Source organism: Pantoea sp. 1B4, from assembly GCF_016925765.1.
GTDB classification, from domain to species: Bacteria; Pseudomonadota; Gammaproteobacteria; order Enterobacterales; family Enterobacteriaceae; genus Pantoea; species Pantoea agglomerans.
The window spans coordinates 3,456,352-3,473,788 of record NZ_JAEUWZ010000001.1 but is presented as its reverse complement, the minus strand read 5'-3'; the positions used below and the strand labels follow the sequence as shown (position 1 = coordinate 3,473,788).

General features: G+C 57.7%; 17 protein-coding genes, 1 other RNA gene and 2 pseudogenes. 14 read left to right on the top strand and 6 right to left on the bottom strand.

What is annotated here, in order from left to right:
• Positions 1-28 precede the first annotated feature (28 nt).
• Positions 29-574 carry a ribosome biogenesis factor YjgA gene (gene yjgA / locus JNO11_RS16645; RefSeq protein WP_010256467.1) on the bottom strand — a complete coding sequence of 182 codons (546 nt, stop codon included), beginning with the start codon at positions 572-574 and terminating at the stop codon, positions 29-31.
• A 115-nt stretch (positions 575-689) separates the two neighbouring features.
• Between yjgA and pmbA the strand changes: the two genes are divergently transcribed.
• From pmbA to JNO11_RS16590, 11 genes are all read left to right on the top strand, one after another.
• Positions 690-2,030 (top strand): metalloprotease PmbA, encoded by a 1,341-nt coding sequence (gene pmbA / locus JNO11_RS16640; protein ID WP_010256470.1) that lies wholly within the window; start codon positions 690-692, stop codon positions 2,028-2,030.
• A gap of 63 nt (positions 2,031-2,093) precedes the next feature.
• Positions 2,094-2,480, top strand: coding sequence for a cytochrome b562 (gene cybC / locus JNO11_RS16635; protein ID WP_010256473.1), 387 nt, complete (start codon positions 2,094-2,096; stop codon positions 2,478-2,480).
• 297 nt (positions 2,481-2,777) lie between these two features.
• Entirely contained in the window at positions 2,778-3,125 is a 348-nt protein-coding gene (locus tag JNO11_RS16630) for a glycine dehydrogenase (RefSeq protein ID WP_022623928.1), read from the top strand.
• 1 nt (position 3,126) lies between these two features.
• On the top strand, positions 3,127-3,483 hold the full coding sequence (locus JNO11_RS16625) for an SFCGS family glycine-rich protein (protein ID WP_010256477.1): 357 nt from the start codon (positions 3,127-3,129) through the stop codon (positions 3,481-3,483).
• Between the two features lie 2 nt (positions 3,484-3,485).
• The gene (locus JNO11_RS16620; protein ID WP_010256479.1) at positions 3,486-3,785 is read left to right on the top strand and encodes a DUF4312 family protein; all 300 of its coding nucleotides are present in this window, start codon (positions 3,486-3,488) and stop codon (positions 3,783-3,785) included.
• A gap of 127 nt (positions 3,786-3,912) precedes the next feature.
• The gene (locus tag JNO11_RS16615) at positions 3,913-4,689 is read left to right on the top strand and encodes a DUF4311 domain-containing protein (RefSeq protein WP_010256480.1); all 777 of its coding nucleotides are present in this window, start codon (positions 3,913-3,915) and stop codon (positions 4,687-4,689) included.
• An 11-nt stretch (positions 4,690-4,700) separates the two neighbouring features.
• On the top strand, positions 4,701-5,342 hold the full coding sequence (locus tag JNO11_RS16610) for a DUF4310 family protein (protein ID WP_010256482.1): 642 nt from the start codon (positions 4,701-4,703) through the stop codon (positions 5,340-5,342).
• Between the two features lie 43 nt (positions 5,343-5,385).
• Entirely contained in the window at positions 5,386-6,516 is a 1,131-nt protein-coding gene (locus tag JNO11_RS16605) for an amidohydrolase/deacetylase family metallohydrolase (protein WP_154210841.1), read from the top strand.
• A complete protein-coding gene (locus tag JNO11_RS16600) occupies positions 6,500-7,621 on the top strand; it encodes a DgaE family pyridoxal phosphate-dependent ammonia lyase (protein ID WP_033769812.1) in 1,122 nt (373 codons plus the stop codon). Before JNO11_RS16605 ends, JNO11_RS16600 begins: the two co-directional genes overlap by 17 nt.
• Entirely contained in the window at positions 7,618-8,358 is a 741-nt protein-coding gene (locus tag JNO11_RS16595; RefSeq protein ID WP_325177514.1) for a KDGP aldolase family protein, read from the top strand. Before JNO11_RS16600 ends, JNO11_RS16595 begins: the two co-directional genes overlap by 4 nt.
• A 107-nt stretch (positions 8,359-8,465) precedes the next feature.
• Entirely contained in the window at positions 8,466-10,388 is a 1,923-nt protein-coding gene (locus JNO11_RS16590; RefSeq protein WP_031594357.1) for a PRD domain-containing protein, read from the top strand.
• 9 nt (positions 10,389-10,397) lie between these two features.
• Here JNO11_RS16590 and JNO11_RS16585 read toward each other — a convergent pair whose 3' ends face one another.
• Positions 10,398-11,297, bottom strand: a complete 900-nt coding sequence (locus tag JNO11_RS16585) for a LysR family transcriptional regulator (protein WP_010256496.1) — start codon at positions 11,295-11,297, stop codon at positions 10,398-10,400.
• 129 nt (positions 11,298-11,426) lie between these two features.
• On the opposite strand from JNO11_RS16585, the pseudogene JNO11_RS16580 reads away from it, so the two are divergent.
• Positions 11,427-12,132: pseudogene (locus JNO11_RS16580) on the top strand (pirin family protein).
• A gap of 52 nt (positions 12,133-12,184) precedes the next feature.
• Here the strand turns inward: JNO11_RS16580 and dolP are convergent.
• The 4 genes from dolP to JNO11_RS16560 are packed head-to-tail and all read right to left on the bottom strand — an operon-like array spanning position 12,185 to position 15,751.
• Positions 12,185-12,757 (bottom strand): division/outer membrane stress-associated lipid-binding lipoprotein, encoded by a 573-nt coding sequence (gene dolP / locus JNO11_RS16575; protein WP_022623923.1) that lies wholly within the window; start codon positions 12,755-12,757, stop codon positions 12,185-12,187.
• Positions 12,758-12,771: 14 nt separating this feature from the next.
• Positions 12,772-13,359: a DnaA initiator-associating protein DiaA gene (gene diaA / locus JNO11_RS16570; RefSeq protein WP_010256507.1), complete on the bottom strand. Its 588-nt coding sequence runs from the start codon at positions 13,357-13,359 to the stop codon at positions 12,772-12,774.
• Positions 13,360-13,373: 14 nt separating this feature from the next.
• Entirely contained in the window at positions 13,374-13,769 is a 396-nt protein-coding gene (locus JNO11_RS16565; RefSeq protein WP_010256511.1) for a YraN family protein, read from the bottom strand.
• A complete protein-coding gene (locus JNO11_RS16560; RefSeq protein WP_192073181.1) occupies positions 13,727-15,751 on the bottom strand; it encodes a penicillin-binding protein activator in 2,025 nt (674 codons plus the stop codon). Before JNO11_RS16560 ends, JNO11_RS16565 begins: the two co-directional genes overlap by 43 nt.
• Before the next feature lie 62 nt (positions 15,752-15,813).
• On the opposite strand from JNO11_RS16560, the pseudogene rsmI reads away from it, so the two are divergent.
• Both rsmI and rnpB read left to right on the top strand, forming a co-directional pair.
• A pseudogene (gene rsmI / locus JNO11_RS16555) lies at positions 15,814-16,681 on the top strand (16S rRNA (cytidine(1402)-2'-O)-methyltransferase).
• A 33-nt stretch (positions 16,682-16,714) separates the two neighbouring features.
• Positions 16,715-17,093, top strand: an RNA gene (gene rnpB / locus JNO11_RS16550) — RNase P RNA component class A.
• The last annotated feature ends 344 nt before the right edge of the window (positions 17,094-17,437 follow it).

Sequence of the window (17,437 nt, the reverse complement as noted above, 5' to 3'; positions counted from 1 at the left end):
GAGGCGGGCGAGGCTGCCCGCCATGGCGTTACTTCGCTTCGGCCAGTTCGCGCAGATACTGGAAAATCTGACGGGCAGACTTCGGCGGCTTGCTGCCCGCTTTCTCTTTCTGCGCGTTACGGATCATGCTGCGTAACTGCTGACGATCGGCATCGGGATAAAGCGCAATCACGTCGCCCATCGCTTCATCACCCTGTTCAATCAGACGATCGCGCAGCATTTCCAGTTTATGGAACAGCGCAACCTGCTGGTTATGGCGATTATTGAGCTTATCCAGCGCAACGCGGATCGGCTCCACATCAATACTGCGCAGCAGTTTACCGATCAGCTGCAGCTGACGGCGGCGACCCTCTTTCTTGATGCGCTGTGCCAGTTCAACTTCGGTACGCAGGCGCTCATCCAGCGGGATTTTATCCAGCGAGTTTTTACCCAGATCAACCAGTTCGGCACCCAGGCGCTTTAACTCTTCTGCATCGCGTTTAATTTCACTCTTACTGACCCAGATAATCTCTTCATCTTCTTCTTCGTCATTATCTGGCACATCGTCGAGCCACTCATCGGGCTGTTTGGTCATTTCCGGGCTCCCAAAAAAAAGAGGCTAATCCTACCAGTTTATCGGGTGACTGCGAAATTGTTCTCTGACTCTGATAGACTCAAATCATTCACACATAAGATTAGACGGCAGGTCGATGAACGTATCTACTCAGGTTGCAGAACAGCGAAAAGTACTGGAGCAGGCCATTGCGCAGGCACTTGAACTGGCTAAAGCAAGCACTGACAGCGCGGAAGTGGCAGTCAGTAAAACCACCGGCATCGGGGTCAGCACCCGCTATGGCGAAGTGGAAAACGTCGAATTCAACAGCGACGGTGCGCTGGGCATCACCGTCTATCATCAGAATCGTAAAGGCAGCGCCTCATCGACCGACCTCAGCCCGGACGCGATCAAACGCACCGTGCAGGCGGCGATTGATATTGCGCGCTATACCTCGCCCGATCCCTTTGCCGGTCCGGCCGACGCAGAGTTGCTGGCCTATGATGCGCCAGACCTGGATCTCTACCATCCGTGGGAGATTGATGCTGACCGCGCCATTGAACTGGCTGCGCAGGCGGAACAGGCATCACTACGCGCCGACAAGCGTATTACCAATACCGAAGGTGGCAGCTTCAACAGCCACGTCGGCATCAAAGTCTTTGGCAACAGCCACGGTATGTTACAGAGCTACTGCTCAAGCCGTCACTCGCTCTCCAGCAGCGTGATTGCCGAGCAGGATGGTAATATGGAGCGCGACTACGCCTACACCATTGGACGCGCGTTTGAAGATTTGAAGAGCCCGGAGTGGGTCGGTGCAGAGTGCGCGCGCCGCACGCTCTCCCGTCTGGCACCGCGTAAACTTCCGACCATGAAAGCCCCGGTGATTTTCGCCTCTGAAGTGGCAACAGGCTTATTTGGTCATCTGGTTGGCGCGATCAGCGGCGGCAACGTTTATCGTAAATCGACCTTCCTGCTGGATTCTATGGGTCAGCAGATCCTGCCGGAGTGGCTCACCATCAATGAACAGCCGCATCTGCTGAAAGGGCTCGCCTCCACGCCATTCGACAGCGAAGGGGTGCGTACCCAGGCGCGCGACATCATCAAAGATGGCGTGCTGCAGACCTGGCTGTTAACCAGCTACTCAGCCCGCAAACTGGGCCTGACCAGCACCGGTCACGCTGGCGGCATTCATAACTGGCGCATTGCGGGCCAGGGCCACAGCTTTGACGACCTGCTGAAGCAGATGGGCACCGGGTTAGTGGTGACCGAACTGATGGGACAGGGCGTCAGCGCCATTACCGGTGATTACTCACGCGGTGCGGCCGGGTTCTGGGTCGAGAATGGCGTTATTCAGTACCCGGTCAGCGAAGTGACTATCGCCGGAAATCTCAAAGAGATGTGGCGCAATATGGTGACCATCGGTGACGATATTGAAACCCGCAGCAATATCCAGTGCGGTTCAGTGTTACTGCCTGAGATGAAGATAGCGGGACAATAAAGATGGATTCCTGAAGCAGCCGGTTGGCTGCTTTTTTTTCATCACAATAAAAAGGAAGTAATGATGCGTAAGCATGTGATTGCAATGTTGTCGGCTTCTCTGTTGTTCTCCAGCGTCAGTCTCTATGCGGCGGATCTGGAGCAGGATATGGATACACTGAATGCGAACCTGAAAATCGTCAAAAAAAGTGACAATGCCCAGGAGATGCAGCAGGCGCTGACCAAAATGCGTGCCGCGGCACAGGATGCGCGACAGGGCACGCCGGATAAGCTGGAAGGCCAGCCGGCTGACAGCCCACAGGTGAAAGATTTCCATGCCGGTATCGACTCACTGATCGCGCAGATCGATGTGGTCAGCGCGCTGGCGAAAGCCAACAATGTGGACGGGGCGAAACGCGAAGCAGCGAAGTTCGACGACATCCGCAATACCAACCATAAGAAATTCCGTTAATCAGATCGCCGGCCAGCCAGGCCGGCGGTTTTTTTACCATCACTTCTGCTTATCACCGCACCCTGAACCCCCCGCGCGTCCGGCTTGTCGCCGCACAACATCACCGTCTTACACGGTTAAATCCATCAAATTACGCATTCTGCGACGCGTGTCGCACTAAGCATGCAGCCTGCGATCTGACGCACAACCTTCACTTCAATTTCCACTTGCTGCTGGAAATGTTGCCTCTCCACAGCCGGGGCGATGACCGCTAATTTGTTTTTAACGCGAATTATCCGGTTTAACAGGAGTAGCAAGGTGAGTAATAACGGCGTCCCGGTGTATGAAGCGGCACCTGAGAAAGTGCAACAGCTGGCTGACAGCGTGATGACGCAGATTGCTGCGATCTATCAGCAGCAGGGTATTCAGCCCAATGCGGTTCAGCAGCAGATGCTGCAATCACATGTCGGTGCCATGGCGTCACGCTCGCTGAGCGGTGAGCCGCTGCCGGAAGTGGAAGCGGAGCTGTTTGAGGATATTCCGCCGGAAACGTTAGCGCTGGCGCAGCAGGTCGTCGATCTGTTTGGCAATCTGCCCCGCGAAGAGGCCTGGCTGCTGTCAGTGCATATTGAAGTCGCGCGATCAAACAACCAGAGAGGAACATAAGATGGTAACAGTAGTGATTGGTGATCGTTTAGGTAAAGGACAGAAAGTGGCGGCGGGCATCGAAAAAGCGGGTGGCCGTGCCGTCGTGGTGCCAGGTGTCGCCGCTGACATGAAACTGGGTGACGTGATGAAGGCGGAAAACGCCGATTTCGGCATCTCGTTCTGCGGCAGCGGCGGCGCCGGTGCTATCACCGCTCAGAACAAATATGGCTACAAAGCAAAGCATGGCATGCGTTCTGTCGACGAAGGCGTCACCGCCATTAATGAAGGTGCCACGGTGCTGGGCTTCGGCTTTATGGATAAAGAAGAGTTAGGCGAGCGGCTGGTGCAGGCCTGGAACAAGAAGCACGGCAGCTGATTATGAAAGAACAATACGTTACCCAGGTGACGGTCGAGGGCAAAGGCGACACCAAAGCGAAAGCCTTTGCCGATGCCCTGAGTCGTGTGCAGAACCAGGTTCTGCGCGCGACGCAAAAAATTCTGCTGCGCATTGAACCTCAGGATGTCCGGGTGCTGCGCGCGCAGGAGAGCGTCAAAACCGAGAAGTTTCTCTTCTTCTTTCTGGCGCGCCAACGGCGGAGCTTCAGCGTCACGCTGGAGATCACCGTCAGCGTCACCGTTTTCGACACCGAACAGGTGGCGTTCACGGCGGCATCGTAAAACAGAGCCTGTTAACGCCAGCCAGCCGTTTGCCCGATGCTCTGCTGTCGCGACATTGCGATGATCAGGCGTGGGCGATGCGGCGCGTGCGATTGGGCAGGTAAAAACGACAACAAGGTACAACAACATGTTTTTAATCATTTTGTTTAAGTCGTTGATCATTGGCGGGCTGGTAGGGGTCGGCGTCGGTGCGGGTGCGGCGCGCATGTTCCACGCGCCAACCACTCAGGGCATGGGCGCTTTCCGTACGCTGGGCGAGCTGAACTCGTGCGAGGGCGATCCGGCATCCCACTTCTCCTTTGGTCTTGGCTTCTTTTTCAATGCCTGGGCATCGTCTGTCGCAGCCGGTTCATTCACTCAGGATGTGGATCATCGCATCATTCCAAACTGGGGTGCGGCCGCCTTGATGGTGAAGAATCGTAATGTGGCGGAGACGCTGCACGATCCGAAAAAAATGGCCATCGCCTGCGGCATCATCGGCATGATCGTGGTCGCCTTCCTCAACTCCACCGCCTCGGCTGTTCCGGCTGCGCTGCAGGTCACGGCGGTCAAAGTGCTGGTGCCCGCCGCTAACCTGCTGGTGAACACCGTCATGCCGGTGATCTTCTGGCTGGCGGCGATCGACGCGGGCAGAAAGTCAGGCTTCTGGGCCACCATTTTTGGCGGTCTGGCGCAGCTGATCATGGGCAACGCCGTGCCGGGACTGGTGCTGGGAATCCTGATCGGTAAAGGCGTGGAAGAGAGCGGCTGGAACCGGGTCACCAAAGTCATGATGACCGCCATCGTGCTGCTATTTGTGCTGAGCGGCTTCTTCCGTGGTTTCGATATGAAGCTGCTGCAGTCCTTCCAGCTCGGCATTCCCGGCTGGCTCGACATGATCCATAACTCAGTCAGCGGCAAATAAGAGGCGATGCGATGAACGAAAATAAAGGCTTCTGGTACGCCGACTGGTCTTTCCCGATCTTTGTTGGCCTGCTCTCTTCTGGCGTCTTTGCCGGGACACACATGTATTACCTCTATGGCATCGGCGCGTTCAACGAAGTGGCGTTTGTGTCGATGCTGCGCGCAGGCATGGAGACCGGCGTCTACGGCGCGGTCGCTGCCTTTGGTGCCAGCTTCCTGTTCGCCCGTATCATCGAAGGCTCGCTGGTGGGCATTCTGGATATCGGCGGGGCGATTCAGACCGGCGTCGGGCTGGGCGTTCCGGCACTGCTGCTGGGTGCGGGCATTGTCTTCCCGGTGGCGAACTTCGCTGCCTCGCTGGCGACGGGCCTGGTGATTGGTGTGGCGATTGGCTACCTGATTATTCTGGCGCGTAAATTCACCATCAATCAGAGCGACTCAACCTACGGCGCAGACGTGATGATGGGTGCGGGTAATGCCTCGGGGCGCTTTCTGGGGCCGCTGATCATCCTGTCAGCCATGGCGGCATCCATTCCGATTGGCCTGGGTTCGCTGCTGGGCGCGCTGCTCTTCTATCTCTGGAACAAGCCCATTACCGGCGGCGCAATCCTCGGCGCGATGATCCTTGGGGCACTGTTTCCGATTGCTCTCTGATCTCACCGGCAGCCCGGCAGCGGGCTGCCGTTAAGGAGAAACCATGTACGACTTGATTATTCGCGGTGCGCGTCTCAGCGATGAGCAGGTGGTCGACATTGCGCTGCAGGATGGCCGTATCGCCGCCATAGGCAAGGTGCAGGGTAACGCGCAGCACGAGCGCGATCTGGCTGGCCGTTACTACCTCAGCGCAGGCTGGATCGACTCCCACGTTCACTGCTATCCCAAATCACCAATTTATCATGATGAAGCGGATGCGATTGGCGTAGCGCATGGCGTCACCACGGTTGTCGATGCGGGCAGCACCGGCGCAGAGCACATTGATGACTTTTACCGGCTGACACGCGCGGCACAGACCCAGGTTTATGCGCTGATCAATATCGCCCGCACCGGCATCGTCACCCAGAATGAGTTGGCTGACATGACGCAGATAGATGGCGAGGCGGTGCAGCAGGCGGTGGCGCGGCTGCCCGATTTTATTGTCGGCCTCAAGGCGCGCATCAGCAGCAGCGTGGTGGGCGAGAATGGTGTGCAGCCGCTGATTAAAGCGAAGGCGATCCAGCAGGAAACCGGCGGGCTGCCGCTGATGGTTCACATTGGCAATAATCCGCCCAATCTCGACCAGATTGCGGATCTGCTCACCACGGGTGACATCATCACGCACTGCTTTAACGGCAAACCCAACCGTATCCTGACGCCGCAGGGCGAACTCAAAGCGGCGGTAAAACAGGCTATCGCGCGTGGCGTCAAACTTGATGTCGGCCACGGCAGTGCCAGCTTCAGCTTTGAAGTCGCCCGCGCGGCGATTGCGCAGGGCATTCTGCCCGACACCATCAGCTCTGACATCTACTGCCGCAATCGTCTGGCCGGACCGGTTCACAACCTGGCGCATGTGATGTCGAAATTTTTCAGTGTCGGTATGACCCTGCCGCAGGTGATTGACTGCGTAACGGTCAATGCGGCGGCAGGACTGCGCCTGCAGCGCAAAGGCCAGCTGAAAGTGGGCTACGACGCCGATCTGACAGTGTTTAGCGTCAAAGAGGAAACCCGGCCATTCATCGATTCAGAAGGTGAACAGGTCGCAGGTGAGAAGCATCTGGTCCCGCTGGCGGCCGTCGTTGCTGGTACGTGGATCGCGACTGAAGAAGGAATAGCGCATGACCTCGGTATATGAAAAGTATGGCCTGAAGCCGGTGATTAATGCCTCTGGCCGTATGACGATCCTCGGCGTCTCTACGCCATCGAGTGAGGTGATCGATACGGTGAAATATGGCCTCGATCACTACTTCGAAATGAAAGATTTGGTGGATAAGACCGGTGCTTATATCGCCGGTCTGCTGAAGGTGGAGAACGCGCTGGTGGTCTCCTGCGCCTCGGCCGGTATCGCCCAGAGCGTGGCGGCGGTGATTGTGAAAGACAACGACTGGCTGGTGGATAACCTGCATGCCGCGCCGCTGACCGTCCCGCATCAGATTGTGGTGCCGAAAGGGCACAACGTGAACTATGGCGCACCGGTCGGCAGCATGGTGGCACTGGGTGGCGGGCAACTGGTGGAAGCGGGTTACAGCAACGAGTGCTCACCCGCCCAGCTGGCGGCGGCGATCACCCCACAGACCGCGGCGATCCTTTATGTAAAATCGCACCACTGTGTGCAGAAGAGCCATCTCGATGTGGCACAGGCCGCAGCCGTTGCGCGCCAGCATGGCGTCCCGCTGATCGTCGATGCGGCGGCAGAAGAGGATCTGCAATGCTACTACCAGGCGGGTGCCGATCTGGTGATCTACAGCGGAGCAAAAGCGATTGAAGGGCCGACCAGCGGGCTGGTGATTGGCCGACACCACTACGTTGAGTGGGTCAAACGCCAGACCAACGGCATTGGCCGCGCGATGAAAGTGGGCAAAGAGGGGATCCTGGGGCTGACCCAGGCGATTGAAAACTATCTGACGCAGCCAAAAATCAGCGGCGCGCAGATGGTGGAAAAAATGACGCCGTTCATTGAACAGCTCAACAGTCTGAATGGCGTGACGGCCCGGGTAGTGTGGGACGCAGCCGGACGCGACATCGCCCGGGCTGAGATCAAGTTCGACGAAGCCGCGATCCAGCAGCGCACCGGCGATCTGGTGCAGGCGCTGAAAAACGGCGATGTGGCGATCTACTTTCGTGGCTACAAAGCCAACGAAGGGATCATTGAGGCGGACGTGCGCAGCGTCAGCGCCGATCAACTGCACACTATTTTCACCCGCATTCAGGCACTGTTAAACGGAGAGAAAAACGCATGACGCTGACCCCCAATTTCTATCAGGATCGTCTCTGCCTTAACGTACTGGCGGGATCGAAAGAGAATGCACGCGCTATCTGGCAGGCGGCAGAAGGGCATGTGCTGGTCGGCGTGCTGTCGAAAAACTACGCCAGCAATGAAGCCGCTATCGCCGATATGCGCGAGTATGCCGCGCTGATCGATAATGCGCTCTCGATTGGTCTGGGTGCGGGCGATCCCAACCAGTCACAGATGGTGAGTGAGATTGCGGCAGTGCTGCAACCGCAGCATGTGAATCAGGTCTTTACCGGCGTCGCCACCAGCCGTGCGCTGCTGGGGCAGTCGAAGACAATAGTGAATGGTCTGATCTCGCCCACCGGCACGCCAGGGCAGGTGAAAATCTCCACCGGACCGCGCAGCTCAAAACAGCGTGACGGGATCGTGCCCGTCGAAACGGCGATCGCGATGCTGCAGGATATGGGCGGCAGCTCGGTAAAATATTTCCCGATGGGCGGTCTGCAGGCGGTGGATGAGTATCGCGCTGTGGCGGAAGTCTGTGCAAAACTGGATTTCTGGCTGGAGCCAACCGGCGGCATCGATCTGGAAAATTTCGGTGAGATCGTGCGCATAGCGCTGGAGTCGGGCGTCAGCAAAGTGATCCCGCACGTCTACAGTTCGATCATCGACAAAGCCAGCGGAGAGACCCGCGTTGTAGATGTGAAGCAGTTGCTGGCCATCTGTAAAACGCTGCTGGCTTAGAGATCAACACGATCTGCCTGCAACAGGCAGATCGCGCAACATGGACGTTGCGAGACGATCTCCGTAGGCTGATGTTCCCTATTTCTGTCTGCAAACAGGTAACGCTTGTGAGATTTCCCAATCAGCGCCTTGCGCAACTGTTCGATGCCATGCAAAACGAAACGCTGCCTCAGGATGAGCTGGCGCGGCGTTTCGCCGTCTCGACACGCACCGTGCGTACCGATATCACGGCGCTGAATGCGCTGCTGGCAGAACATGGCGCGCAGTTTGTCCTCAATCGCGGCGCGGGCTATCAGCTGAAGATTGAGGATGCTCAGCGCTTTCAGCATCTGCAACAGCATACCGCGTCGCCGCTACGGGTGCCGCGCACCTCGCCGGATCGGGTTCGCTACCTGCTGACCCGCTTTCTTACCGCCGCCTATTCCCTGAAACTTGAAGAGCTGGCAGAAGAGTGGTTTGTCAGCCGCGCCACCCTGCAGAATGATATGGCGGAGGTGCGCGAATGGCTGGGGCGCTATCACCTCACCATTGAGAGCAAGCCCCACTACGGCATGAAGCTGTTTGGCAGCGAAGTGGCAATTCGTACCTGCCTGACCGACCTGTTATGGCAAATTGATCAGGCGCAGCCCGAGAGCCCGCTGCTCACTATCGAAGCGCTGAACAGCGGCATGCTGGAGACGCTGCGCCCGCTGCTGCAAAGCTGTTTTGCTCAGCACAACATTCGGCTCAGCGATGAGGGTGAACGCTATCTGCGGCTTTACTGCGCCGTGGCGGTGCGGCGCATCAGTGAAGGCTATCCGCTTAACGATCCGGGTGCAGAGGAGATTGGTGATGAGGTGCGTGAAGCGGCCCATCACCTGATTAATCTGATGCGCCCGCTGGTCAGCAAACCGATTTCACCGGCGGAAGAGAACTGGCTGCGGGTCAATATCGCCGCGCGACGCATTCAGGCGATTGCTCCCAGCGCCATCAATGCTGATGACGCCGACGCGCTGGTGGACTATCTGCTTAGCTTTATCAACACGCATTACAACTTCAATCTGCAAAACGATCAGCAGCTGCGTGCTGACCTGCTCACCCACATCAAAACCATGATTACGCGGGTGCGCTATCAGATTCATATTCCCAACCCGCTGCTCAGTAACATCAAACAGCACTATCCCATGGCCTATGATGTCACCTTAGCGGCGGTGACCAGCTGGGGAAAATATACCCCTTACGTCATCACCGAGAATGAGATTGGCTTTCTGGTGCTGCATATCGGTGTCGGGCTGGAGCGCCACTATGACGTCGGTTATCAGCGTCATCCGCAGGTGCTGCTGGTCTGCGACAGCGGTAACTCTACGCTGCGAATGATTGAGGCGATGCTGCTGCGCAAATATCCGCAGTTGCAGGTCACGGCCCGCCTGTCCCAGCGCGAGTATGAGGCGCGCAGCCGCATCGACGAAGATTTTGTTATCTCCACCATCCGGCTCAGCGAAAAAGAGAAGCCGGTGGTGGTGATGTCGCCGTTTCCCACCGGTTTTCAGCTGGAACAGATTGGCAAGCTGGTGCTGGTGGACCGTACCCGGCCCTATATGCTGGCGAAATTTTTTGATGCTCAGCACTTTCATATCGTCGACAGGCCGATGACCCAGTCTGAACTGTTTCGCCAGCTGTGCGATCAACTGGAGGCGGAGGGATTTGTGGATGCGGCGTTCTATCCGTCGGTTGAAGAGCGCGAAGCGATTGTCAGCACCATGCTCGGCGAAGGCATTGCGCTGCCGCACTCGCTGGGGCTGCTGGCAAAGAAAACCGTGGTTTACACCGTGCTGGCGCCGCACGGCATTGCCTGGGGAGACGATACCGCCTATGTCATTTTCCTGCTGGCGATCAGCAAAAGTGAATATGAAGAGGCGATGGCGATATACGATCTGTTTGTGACGTTCCTGCGTGAAAGGGCGATGACCCGCCTGCGGGACAGCACCGATTTCACCCGCTTCAGGGCAGTGGCGATGGATTGCCTGAGCCGCTCCTGGCCCTCGCCCTGAATCGGCGCTTTAGTTTTTCTTCGCCAGCAGGCGCGGGATCTCACGCAGGCACCAGGATTTGGCTTCGCCCATGCTGTCACGCCGCCACGCCATAATAATATCGACCTCGCGGGTATATTCCGGACTCACCACCCGCAGACGGCCTTCCGCAATATCCTGCTCCACCAGCGAATAGGGCATGGTCGCCACGCCCAGGCCAGCCAGCAGCGCACGGCGCTTGTCATCCATGCTGCTCACGGTCAGGCGCTGCTGCTTATCCAGTAACTGCACGGTCAGCACCGGACGCTCACGCGCGGTATCTGCGACCGCAATGCCACGGTATTTCACCCGCGTCACTTCAGACTGGGGTTCAGGCTCGTTATGAATCGGGTGGTCAGCACTGGCGACATAGACGCTCATCATGGTGTAGAGCTTGCGGGTATTGATCTCGGTGGAGGCGCGGAAGTGCATATCGGGGGCGATCACGATATCGGCCCGGCCCTGTTCCAGCCGTTCCCATGCGCCCGCCAGCACTTCCGTCACCAGCGAAAATTGCGTATTGGCCTTGTCGGCCAGTCGCGTCACCAGCGGAAACAGCGCATCAACAGGTACCAGTGCTTCGGTGACGATGGTCAGATGGGTTTCCCAGCCACGTGCCAGCGCTTCCGCATCGGTGGTGAGCTTATCGGCTGCTTCCAGCAGCACCCGGCCACGCTCCAGCAGCATGCGTCCCACGTTAGTAAATTTAGTACGGTGACCGGAACGGTCAAACAGCACCACATCCAGCTCCTCTTCCAGCTTTTGCATGGTGTAGCTGAGGGCGGAAGGGACGCGCCCCAGTTCATCCGCCGCCGCGGCAAAACTGCCACGCCGATCAATCGCATCCATAACGCGTAAAGATTCAAGGGTTAACGCACGCTCTTTAGCCATCCCGGTTCTCTGTCAGGAAATTTGAACATGCCCGGCAGATTAACTGGCTAACAATCCGGCGTCCAGACTTTTACCATGGGAGCATATAGTCCGTGGCCGATCCTCGTCACCGGATGCTGGAGGTAAACAATGATAACGACACGCAGTGCGTCCGCATGTGGTCAGGCCGATTTCGGCTGGTTACAGGCGCGCTACAGTTTCTCTTTTGGCCACTATTTTGATCCCAAACTGATGGGGTACGCGTCACTGCGCGTACTGAACCAGGAAGTGCTGGCGCCGGGTGCCGCTTTTCAGCCGCGCACCTATCCACAGGTTGATGTCCTGAACATCGTGCTGCAGGGTGAAGCTGAATACCGCGACAGCGAAGGCAACACCATCAGCGTGCGGGAAGGGGAGGCGCTGCTGCTCTCTGCCCAGCCGGGTGTGAGTTACACCGAAATGAACCTGAGCAAAGATCGACCGCTGACACGCATGCAGCTCTGGCTGGCCGCCTGTCCGGAGCGCGAAAATCCGCGGATGCAGAAAATCGCCCTGACGGATGGCCGGTTGTCCCAGCTGATCGCCTCGCCGGATGGCATGGACGACAGTCTGCAACTGCGTCAGCAGGTGTGGATTCATCAGGTCGAGCTGGCACCAGGCGAAAAGCATTCGCTGCGGTTACAGGGGCCGCGTGCCTATCTGCAGTCGATTCACGGTTCGCTGGAAGCGATGTCCGGCACGGATCATCAGGAGAAGCTGGGCTGTGGCGATGGTGCCTTTTTTGCAGGAAGAGAAGCTGTTGCAACTGACGGCGAAAACCGCGACCCGCGCACTGGTCATCGACATTCCCGTCTGAACATCGGGCAATAAAAAAGGCGGCCATGGCCGCCTTTTTTGCGTTTTGCGTACTACTTCAGCATGGTGAAGGCCGTGGTGACGTGCTTCACGCCACTGACGCGGCTGGCGACATCAGCCGCTGCCTGCGCTTCCTGCGGTGTCACCAGACCCAGCAGGAACACTTCGCCATTCTCCGTCGTCACCTTCACGTTGGAGGATTTCACCTGATCGCTGCCCAGCAGCTGCGAGCGGATTTTGGTGGTAATCCAGGTGTCTGACGACGTGGTGCCCAGCGTCACTTTCTGGCCGATACGGATCTCGTTATAGACCTCGGTTGCGCCATCAACGCCCATGGTGATCTGTTTGGCACGATTGGCGATCTCCTGCGAAGGCGCCTGACCGGTCAGCAACACTTTGCCCTGATAGGCCGTGGCGATAATGCGGGCATCGGTTTTAATCTGCTGATCTTTAGCCAGCGCGTTAGTCACGCGTAGCTCCAGCGTGCTGTCATCAACCTGCGTACCCACCGAGCGTGGATCGGTGGCCGTTTTAGTGGCAACCGCTGCGCCACCCGCCACAACCGCAACGCAGCCCTGCAGCAGCATGGCGGTTAACAGAATAGCTATAGCATTCAATGCTTTCATTCGTGCTCCTTCGGTCATTCCTGATGGGGAAAGAGAGTGTTATCGATCAGATCGCATAAGCAATTAACGGTGAGCATATGCATCTCCTGAATACGGGCGCTGCGATGCGACGGAATGCGGATCTCCACATCCTGCGGACCCAGCAGTCCGGCGAGCTCTCCGCCATCATACCCGGTAAGCGCAACGATAGTCATATCGCGTGTTACCGCCGCTTCTACGGCCTTAACGATGTCACGGGTGTTGCCACGGGTTGAGATAGCCAGTAACACATCGCCTGCGTGTCCCAGAGCGCGCACCTGCTTGGCATAGATTTCATCGTGCAGGCGGTCATTACCAATCGCGGTCAGCATCACGTTGTCGGCGCTCAACGCCAGCGCCGGTAAGCTTGGGCGTTCGGTCTCGAAACGGTTGATCATGCTGGCGGCGAAGTGCTGTGCATTGGCGGATGAGGCACCGTTGCCACAGCTCAGGATTTTATTGCCATTCAGTAACGACTGCACCAGCGTCATAGCGGCGCGGGAGATGGCATCGGGCAACGCTTCGGCTGCGGCAATCTGAGTTTGAATACTTTCGGTAAAACACGCTTTAATTCTGTCCTGCACACGACCACCTGGTTCTAAACGTCTGCATTAAAGGCATTCGGCAGCCACTCGAGCGCCGTGCCGGTAATGGCGATGATGTCGAAACGGCAATTCACTGTTTCAAAACTGCCGCCGCGTTGCGCCAGCCAGAGAGCAGCAGCGCGCAGCAGCTTTTGTTGTTTATTCCGGGTTACGCTGGCGAGCGCGCCACCATAACGCGCATCGCGTCGGTAGCGAACTTCAACAAACACCCAACAGTGCCCGTCACGCATTATCAGGTCAAGTTCACCATTGCGAAAGTGAACATTACTGGCGACCCATATCAGGCCAGCCTGCTCCAGATAGCGCCGGGCATCTTCTTCATGCCTGGCGCCAGTCTGACGCCGATTTAGTTGGCCGGTGCGATTTCGCCCCGACGATACTGGTTCCATGTCAACTTCCTGTTGATCACACAATCCGTGTCGGCGCTGAGCTTGCCGGTATTGCCGTCCAGCGTAAAGCCAGGTGACTGACGCATCTGGTTAAAGTGATTCGCCAGCGTCCAGGCATCCATTCCCATGGCATAGAGACGCACCAGCGAATAGTCATTATTGAATGACTTTGATGTCTGCTGCATCAGGCCAGGATTGCTGCCGGAGAGCAGCGGAATATCGCTGAACTGCAGGCCATCCATTTCCAGACGGAAGTCCGGGCCGGCACCAGCCTGCGCGCTGCGCGAACTGGCGTAGAGCGAGATATTGCTGCGACTGCCGGTGCGCATGGTGATCATCGGTTTGATCAGCTGCAGTTCGTCCTGCGTTGAGACGATGTAGACCGCATCGACGCCACCACCGCTGCTGGTGCTGACCACATCTGGCGTGTTCTGCTGCGGTGCCGGGATAGTCAGGCCCGCAATCGTAACACCCTGCGGCTCGGCAGGTGCAGCGTTCACTGGCGTACCGGATAAGCTGATACCCGCGCCGCTGTTAATGCCCTGTTTCAGCTCTGAGGTCGAACCAAAGCGCTGCTGCATCACCGTGCTGCCACCCAGCGTCTGCCACTCCTGAGCAAAGGCGTTGGTGACGCGATCGCCCAGTCCGCTGCGCGGAACCAGCAACAGCGGCTGGCGTTTGCCCTGATCCCAGATATGGTGCGCCGCATCGCGCGCTTCGTCTTCAGGAGAAAGCGCAAAGTAGCAAATATTCGGATGGTTCTGGATCTTTTCCGGCTCGTTGAGCGCCAGCACATTCAGTGGCGTCTGGCTGTTGGCAACCTTCTCAACGTTGCTCTTCAGCAGCGGGCCGACCACGATGGTGGCACCATCCTGCTGTGCCTGTTGCATCACCTGCTCAATCGGCTGGCTGCTGGTGTCATAGACCTTGATCTGTGCGTTGCTGGCCGGTTCTGCGGCAGCAGGCTGAGATTGAGGCTGTGGCGTCGCGTCGGCAGGCTGTTGCTGCTGCGGCGCGCTGATGGGATCGGTGGAAGAACCAGCAGCGGCAGCGGGTTGGGTGCTGGCGGTTGCATCAGCAGCGGCGGGCTGAGCTGCCGCAGGCTGAGTGACCGGCGCGGAGATGCCATTCTTCGCATCATTAAAGCCTTTCTGAATCGCGTTGGCGAACACCTGTGCCTGGCCATTCAGCGGCAGCAGCAGCGCGATGATGCTGGTTGAAGCTTTGGTGTAGTTCTGCATCTGGCTCAGCTGCGTCGGCAGCGTTTTGGCCGCCGGGTTCTGCGGATAGCGGGTCTGCCAGTCTTTGATGCCTGACTTGAGCATCTCAGCATCCTGCGTGTTGGCGCGCCAGACCGCGAGCAGATCCAGCCAGCCCTGCAGCACATTTTCATCGGCATTGATGACCAGGTTGCTGACTTCCTGCGGCGACATCTGGGTCAGTGTCTGCCAGGTGGCGTCGATATTGCCCTGATGATCGGTGCCTTTCAGCAGTGGCTCCTGGGCAATATAGTTGCGCAGCAGCGAGAGTGAAGGGTGACCCTGTGCGCTGGCGATCTGCAGGCTGTAATAACGCGCCAGCTGATCCTGCGACAGTGCGCCGGTTTTCACTGCCGCTAACAGCGGTTCGGCGTCTTTGATCTTCTGCTGTGCAATCAGCAATTGCGCTTTCAGCAGCAGGGATTCCTGTTGCTGCGTCTCAGAGAGCTGCTGCGGCAACTGGCTCAGTTGCTGAGTCGCCTCAGGATACTTTCCTTCCTTCAACAGGGCGCGGATTGCAAGTAATTGCCAGTCGGTCTTGCTATCATCGCTGCTTTGCTGCGCTTGCTGCAGATAGTAAGCGGAGCTGGCTGTGACGGGCCCCTGAATATTGACGGTTGAGGTTTGCGGCCCCTGACCGCTACATGCGGCTAAAATCAGCCCAGCAAGAATGACAGGCAGAAAGCGTCCTGCTTTATGACGAACGACTTTTGAAGGAAGCATACTGTATCCAGTGATGTTTTTTTCAAGATGCTCAATATTAAATCGGCAATTCGGATGAAACAATGAAACAACTCGATCGGGCAGAGATTTCTGCCAGCACGCTCTACATCGTTCCAACCCCGATTGGTAATTTGGGTGATATCACCCAGCGGGCGCTGACGGTGCTTTCGAGCGTCGATCTGGTCGCTGCGGAAGATACACGTCATACCGGACTGTTGCTACAACATTTCGCCATCAATGCGCGACTCTTCTCACTTCATGACCACAACGAGCAGCACAAGGCTGAACTGCTGCTGACGAAGCTGCAGGAGGGTCAAAGCATAGCCTTAGTTTCTGATGCTGGCACGCCGCTGATCAACGATCCAGGCTACCATCTGGTGCGTCGCTGCCGTGAAGCGGGCATCCGTGTGGTGCCGCTGCCGGGCGCCTGTGCTGCCATTGCTGCGTTAAGTGCTGCAGGGCTGCCATCCGATCGTTTCTGTTACGAAGGGTTTCTGCCCGCCAAAACCAAAGGCCGTTGCGACGCCCTGCGGGCGCTGGTGCAGGAGCCGCGCACGCTGATTTTCTATGAGTCGACCCACCGTCTGATCGACAGCCTGCAGGATATGGTGAGTGAGCTGGGTGCCGAACGCTACGTGGTGCTGGCGCGCGAGCTGACTAAAACCTGGGAGTCGATCTACGGTGCACCGGTCGGCGAGCTGCTGGCGTGGGTTAAAGAAGATGAGAATCGTCGCAAAGGCGAGATGGTGCTGATTGTCGAAGGGTACAAGACCGATGATGAAGATGCGTTACCAGCCGATGCGCTGCGTACGCTGGCGCTGCTGCAAAAAAGAGCTGCCGTTGAAACGCGCGGCTGCGCTGACCGCTGAGATCCACAGCGTGAAGAAAAATGCGCTTTATAAGTATGCGCTGGAGCAGCAAGAGGCGTGACAAACGCCGGCGAATGTCCTATTATCCCGCGCCGAAGCTGACCAGACAGTCGCCGCTTTGTCGTCGTCCTCACTTGTGGGGAGACGGGCAGAGGGGAGGAAAGTCCGGGCTCCATAGGGCAGGGTGCCAGGTAACGCCTGGGAGGCGCAAGCCTACGACCAGTGCAACAGAGAGCAAACCGCCGATGGCCCAGAAATGGGATCAGGTAAGGGTGAAAGGGTGCGGTAAGAGCGCACCGCGCGACTGGCAACAGTTCGTGGCACGGTAAACTCCACCCGGAGCAAGGCCAAATAGGGGTTCACAAGGTACGGCCCGTACTGAACCCGGGTAGGCTGCTTGAGCCAGTGAGCGATTGCTGGCCTAGATGAATGACTGTCCACGACAGAACCCGGCTTAACGGTCAGCTTCGACTTTTTATCAAAAACCCCGCTTCGGCGGGGTTTTTGCTTTGTGACGCGCGGTGACAGGATGAATGACTGCCCACGACGCTTTCTATGAAAAGAACGCGGCTTAACGGTCAGCTTCGGCTTTTTTACCAAAACTCCGCTCCGGCGTAATGCTGATCAGTTAAGATTAGATTTGTAAAGGCTGTCACGGTCAAACGTGGCAGCTTTTTTCCGGGCGAGCGAGCCGCAGTGCGGGCCAGCGCACCTCTGCTGCTGCCGGGCCGTCCTCGCGCCGCTCACGCGGTACCTTCGGCTTTGACGTCGTGCCGACGAACCGTTCGGGGATCGGCCCTCCCTGGACGGCCCCGAA